We start from the raw sequence: 437 nt of genomic DNA, 5'->3' as shown, positions 1-437 counted from the left end.
ATTAGTGAGCAGGAAGTAAATCAGATAATGCTGCTTTCAGCAATTATCTTAATAGGAGTCTTAGTTCTATATAGGCAGTTAAAGTTTGATTCCTTTGATTCTGTCGGAGCTCAAGCGAACGGTATTAATAATATGCGAATTTCAATTGTGTTTTTGTTGCTGGTATCCATTACAGTAAGCGTAGCTGCACAAATAATCGGATCATTGTTGATCTTTGTTCTGCTAACCTTACCAGCGGCTAGTGCAAGGTATTTTGTTCATGGGGTTGGAAAAATGATGTTACTGGCAATTATATTTGCGCTTTTTGGTACTTGGACAGGGTTATACTTAGGATACGTCACTAATTGGCCTGTTAGTTTCTTTATTGCCACTGCAGAAGTTATTATCTTTATGGGGTCCTTAATTTGGCACCAAATTAGATATTAGTGACTATGAAG

At 36.8% G+C, this 437-nt stretch carries 1 protein-coding gene; it reads left to right on the top strand.

What is annotated here, in order from left to right; translation table 11 throughout:
- Positions 1–426: metal ABC transporter permease (locus FC82_RS08510; RefSeq protein WP_156405139.1), on the top strand; the 426-nt coding region annotated here is incomplete at its 5' end.
- Positions 427–437: the final 11 nt, after the last annotated feature.

It is taken from the genome of Secundilactobacillus collinoides DSM 20515 = JCM 1123 (assembly GCF_001435975.1).
In the GTDB taxonomy this organism is placed as follows: Bacteria; Bacillota; Bacilli; order Lactobacillales; family Lactobacillaceae; genus Secundilactobacillus; species Secundilactobacillus collinoides.
The sequence above is the reverse complement of the archived record's forward strand: the minus strand, read 5'-3'. Positions and strand labels throughout refer to the sequence as shown.